This is a genomic window from Actinophytocola sp., from assembly GCF_045807065.1.
Taxonomy (GTDB): domain Bacteria; phylum Actinomycetota; class Actinomycetes; order Mycobacteriales; family Pseudonocardiaceae; genus Actinophytocola.
Genome location: NZ_JBJMIE010000075.1, coordinates 1 through 4,992, shown reverse-complemented (window position 1 = coordinate 4,992; position 4,992 = coordinate 1). Strand labels below are relative to the sequence as shown.

Below are 4,992 nucleotides of genomic sequence, written 5' to 3'. Positions count from 1 at the left end.
TGCTCTCCACCACGTTGCGCAGCAGCGTCGGGCTCGTCATCGCCGGCGGGCGGGTGCTCGCCGGTGACCTCGACGAGGAGGCGCTGTCCGGGCCGGGTGACGTGCTCGGCAGGCTCGCCACCGGCAGGCCCGCGCCGTGGCCGAGGGCGACGCAGGACGGTGTGCTGATCGCGCAGCCGGTGCGGCTCACGGCGGGCGCGCCGGCGAACCTGTGGCTCGTCGCGGGCGTCACCGAGATGCGGGCCGCGCGGGTGCGCACCGTCGGGCAGGCGCTGGGGGTCGCGACGTGGGCACTGGTCGCGCACCTCGCGGGGGTCGCGCTCGACCTCGCCCGCCGCGACCGCGACCACCACCTGGTGCTCTCCCGACTGCTCGACGAGGCCGACCGGCCGAGCCTGCAGATCCTCGAGCAGGCCACCGCGCTCGGCTGGCGGCTCACCGGCTGGCACACGGCCGTGCGCATCACCACCCACCAGGTCGGGGCCGCGCTGCCGCCCGCGTCGATCGGTGTGCTCCTGCACCGGCACCTCGCCGCCAACCGCATCCCGGCGGTGCCGCTGAGCGGTGCGGACGACTGGACGGTGTGGACGAGCGAGACCACCCCACCACCCGACCAGGACGCGGTCCGGGCCGCGGTGCGGCGCGCACTGCTCGCCGCGGAGCGGGAGCTGCCCGGCATCCGGCTGTGCGCGGGGGTCGGCGCCGCGAGCGAGGGGTTACCGGGGTTGCGCGAGTCGCTGACGCAGGCGCGGGAGGCCAGCCTTCTCGCCAGCACGCGCGGCACCCCCTGCCCGGTCGAGCGACTCGGTCGCGACAGCGTCAACCGGATCCTCGTCGCGCACCACGCCGCGGGGCCGCAGCACCAGCTCGCGTTGCACCTGCTGCGCCCGTTGCTCGACGCGGACCCGAGTGGGCAGCTCGTGCACACGCTCGCGTGCTACCTCGACCACGAGTCGTCGGCCACGGCGGCCGCCGGCGCGCTCGGGGTGCACCGCAACACGGTCCTCCAGCGCCTGGACCGGATCCGGGTGCTGCTGGACGCCGACCTGTCCGATGTGGACCAGCGGTTGGCGCTGCACCTGGCGGCCCGGCTGGCACGCATGGGGGAGCGGGAGGCGGCGGAGCTGGGCCACGTCGGGTGAGTCAGTCGCAGTCGTCGGGAGGTGGCGCGCCGAGGAGTGAGCCGAGACCGGTGAGCACGCCGCCCACCACGCAAACCAGTGTCTGGACCGGGCCGGGTGCCGGCGCCGTCGGTGCCGGCGCCGTCGGGGGTACTGGCGGTGCCGGGGTCGGCGGTGGGCTGCTCGGCGGTGGTGTGCCGGCCACCGGAGGGGCGGCGGCCCCGGGGGTTTCCTGTGGTGGCAGCGGGGTTTCCGCTCCCGGTGCCAGCGCGACCTCGTCGGCCGGTACGACGGTGTCCGGTGGCGCGAGCGGGCCGGTGTCGTCGGGGATGGCGGCCAGGGCCAGTGTGTAGGCCTTGAACCACGCCAGCACGAGCCGCAGGTAGGCGGGGGACTGGTTGTAGCTCAGGATCGCCTCGTCCAGGCCGGCCGGGGTGCGCAGGTCGCGGTCGCCCGCGCACAGGTAGTCGCCGGCCGCGCGGCTCGCGTCGTACACGTTGTGCGGGTCGGCGACGCCGTCACCGTTGCCGTCGACCGCCCACCTGGCCCACGTGCCCGGGATGAACTGCATCGGCCCGACCGCGCGGTCCCACACGCGATTCCCGTCGAGCCTGCCGCCGTCGGTGTCGGCGACCGCAGCGAAGCCGTGCTGGCCGGACAGGACCGGGCCGAGGATCGGCGTGAGGGTGGTGCCGGCGGCGTCGACCTGACCGCCGCGCGCGTGTCCGGACTCCACCCTGCCGATCGCGGCGAGCAGTTCGGGTCGCAGCCCGCAGCCCGGCTGGGTCACGGCCAGCGCCGCCGCGGCGTTCTGGTACGCCGCCAGCACCGACGCGGGCACCCCGTTCGCGCCGCCGGACCTGGTGAACTCGATCGGGTCCGCGACCGGCAAGCTGCCGAGCGGCACGGTCCGCGCCTGCGCGGGCGCCGCCGGTGGCCCCGGTGCGGGCGCCGGGGCCTGCCTCGGCACGCCGCGATCGGCGATCGGCGCGTCCGCCGGACCGGGGGTGGCACCCGCCAGCCCCACCGCGGCGGCCAGCAGTGTCACCCCGGCAAGGCGGGCGGCGCGGTCACCGAAGTAGTTTCCCGGAATTCTCGTCGTCACCAGTGGAGTAGAGCATCGCGGCGGCCATTCCGGTCGGGGCGGAAAAGCATTCTGCCCACGTTGGTGCACCGGGAGGCAACCGGTGGCAGTTCGCCGGTTCTAGCGTTGTCGTCCGGTGGAAACCAATCCCGGGAGGCACGCGTGTCCGGACCCCTGCGCAGGCTGATGACGGTCCTGATCGTCATGCTGGTGGCGGTCGCCGGTCTCCCGCCGGTGGCGAACATGGCTGTGGCACAACCACTCCAGCCGTTCCCGTGCGACTCGACGTACTACATGATGCAGCCGGGTCCCGGTGGCAGCACGCTCGGCCGGATCGCGTTCCCCACCCCCGGCGGCGGCACCGACACCAGTTTCCATCCGATCGCGACCGCCGATTTCCGGTTCAACGCGATCGGATATGACCACGTCGACAATCTCGTGTACGGGGTCGTCAACGAGAGTGCGCAGATATTCCGCGTGGACGCCGGTGGCACCTTCACCAACCTCGGGACGCCGGTCTGGAACGGCGCCCCCATCACCGGTCAGGGAATCCTTTCCGGCACGTTCCGGGGGAACGGTGAGTTCCTGATCCGGGTCGCCGACGAGGTCATGGCGATCGACGTCGGTGTCACGCCACCCCGCGTCGTCACCAGGGCCGCGCTGCCGGTGGTCCATCTCGCGGACTGGGCGGTCAACCCGATGGACGACACACTCTACGCCTTCGACCGCAACGTCCAGCAGGTCGTGCGGATCACGCTCAGCGGCGGCGCGGCGACGGTCGCACCGGCGGGCGGCACGCTACCGGCCGGCGGGGTGGTCGACAGCCAGGGCACGACGTGGATCGACGGCAACGGCCGCATCACCTTCCTCGGCGGCCGGGACGGCGAAGGGCAGATCCACTTCTACCAGGCCGCGTTCGACCCGGGCACCAGGACCTACGCGCCACTGCGCGAGATCGGCACCGCGCCCGCGCTCGTCGGCTCCGGCGACGGCGCCAACTGCGCGTTCCGGATGGCTTTCGAGAAGAGCGCCGACCCCGGCACGGTGACCGCGGGCGGGACCGTCACCTACACCTACGACATCACCAACGGCACCGGACAGTCCCGCACCACGACGTTCACCGACGACCTCACCCGCCCCCGCGCGGGCGGCACCTTCGTGCCGGGCTCGGTACGCACGCCGAGTGGGACCGTGCGGCTCACCAACGGTGACCGGACCCTCGTCATCGACGGGCTGACCGTGGCATCGGGACGGTCAGCGCGGATCACCGCGCAGGTGCGCGTGCCGCCGACCGCGGGCGGCGTGCTCGACAACCAGGCCCGGCTCTCCGGCGGCGGCATCCCCGGCGGCGAGGTGTGGTCGGACTTCCCCGGCACGCCGGACCCGGCGGACGCCACCCCGGTGACCGTCGACCCGCTCGACGTGGACATCGCCGTCAGCAAGAACACCGGCGGCGTCACCGAGAACCTCGTCCGGCCGGGGGACACCTTCGACTACGCGGTCCTGGTGTCCAACAACGGGTCCGCCGCTTCCTGGCCCGTCGCCGTGACCGACGACGTGCCGGCGCCGCTGGCGCCGGTCGCCGCCTCCGACGGTGGCACGGTCACCGGGCAGCGAGTGCGGTGGACGCTGCCCTCCGTGCCGGCGGGCGGGGTCGTCACCCGCACCATCACCGTCCGGGTCGGCGGCGACCGCGCGCGGACCGTGGTCAACACGGCAACCGCGGCGCCCGCCGACGGCGGGCAGGACACCGACCCCGCCAACAACACCTCCAACGAGGTCGTCACCGACATCGAGATCCCGAGCCCACAGGCGGATCTGGTCGTCACGAAGACCGCGCCGGCGACGGCCGACCCCGGCGCCCCACTCGGGTACGGGATCACCGTCGGCAACCGTGGTCCGGACCGGTCGGCGGCCGCGCCGGTGACCGACACACTGCCGCCGGGCTACACCGTCACCGGGTACACGCCGGGTGCCACGGTGGGCGACGGCACGATCACCTGGCAGGTCGCGCCGCTCGCGCCCGGCGAGTCGGTGCTGCTGCGCGTCGACGGGACGACGCCGTTCGCGGCCGCGAGCCTGGTGAACGACGTCGTCGTGCGGCCGAGTCCGGACGGCCCGGTCGACCCGGACCAGAGCAACGACACGGCGCGGGTGACGACCGACGTCCGCGCGCCAACCGCGGACCTCGCGCTGACCAAGGAGGGACCCGCCGCCGTGCGGCCGGGCGCGACCGCCACCTACACGTTGCGGGTACGCGACAACGGGCCCGACCGGTCGACCGGCTCGACGCTGCGCGACACGCTGCCGGCCGGCTTCACGCTCGTGGGGACGCCGCCGGGCGCCACGGTCGACGGCGACACGATCACCTGGGCGGTCGGCGAGCTGGCCGTCGGCGCGGAACGCGTGCTGACCTACGACGTCACCGCGCCCGTCGAGGGTGGCACGGGCACGAACTCCGCCTCGGTGACCGCGTCCGGGCCGCCGGACCCCGTGCCGGACAACAACACCGCGCGGGTCACCACGACCGCGACGCCCGAGGCGGACCTCGCGATCACCAAGTCGGGCCCGGCATTCGCGGAGGCGGGTTCGTCGTTCGAGTGGACCATCGAGGTGGTGAACCGGGGGCCGTCGACCGCGCGGAACGTGGTCGTCACCGACACGGTCCCGGCCGGCTTCCGCGTCGGCGCGGTCGCCGGCCCCGGTACCGTGGCGCCGAACCCGGACGGCACCACCACGGTGCGGTGGGTCCTCGGGGACCTCGGGCCGAACGCGCCGGTGCGGTTG

3 protein-coding genes are annotated in these 4,992 nt (G+C 74.3%); 2 read left to right on the top strand and 1 reads right to left on the bottom strand.

Annotated features, from left to right (window positions below; all coding sequences use genetic code 11):
- On the top strand, positions 1-1,142 hold a 1,142-nt coding region (locus ACJ73U_RS04230; protein WP_407776179.1), incomplete at its 5' end, for a PucR family transcriptional regulator.
- A 1-nt stretch (position 1,143) separates the two neighbouring features.
- Here the strand turns inward: ACJ73U_RS04230 and ACJ73U_RS04225 are convergent.
- Complete coding sequence (locus ACJ73U_RS04225; RefSeq protein ID WP_407776178.1) at positions 1,144-2,226, bottom strand: lytic transglycosylase domain-containing protein; 1,083 nt, start codon at positions 2,224-2,226, stop codon at positions 1,144-1,146.
- Between the two features lie 141 nt (positions 2,227-2,367).
- Here ACJ73U_RS04225 and ACJ73U_RS04220 point away from each other — a divergent pair.
- Positions 2,368-4,992 (top strand): DUF6923 family protein (locus ACJ73U_RS04220; protein WP_407776177.1); only part of this gene is annotated, 2,625 nt, incomplete at its 3' end.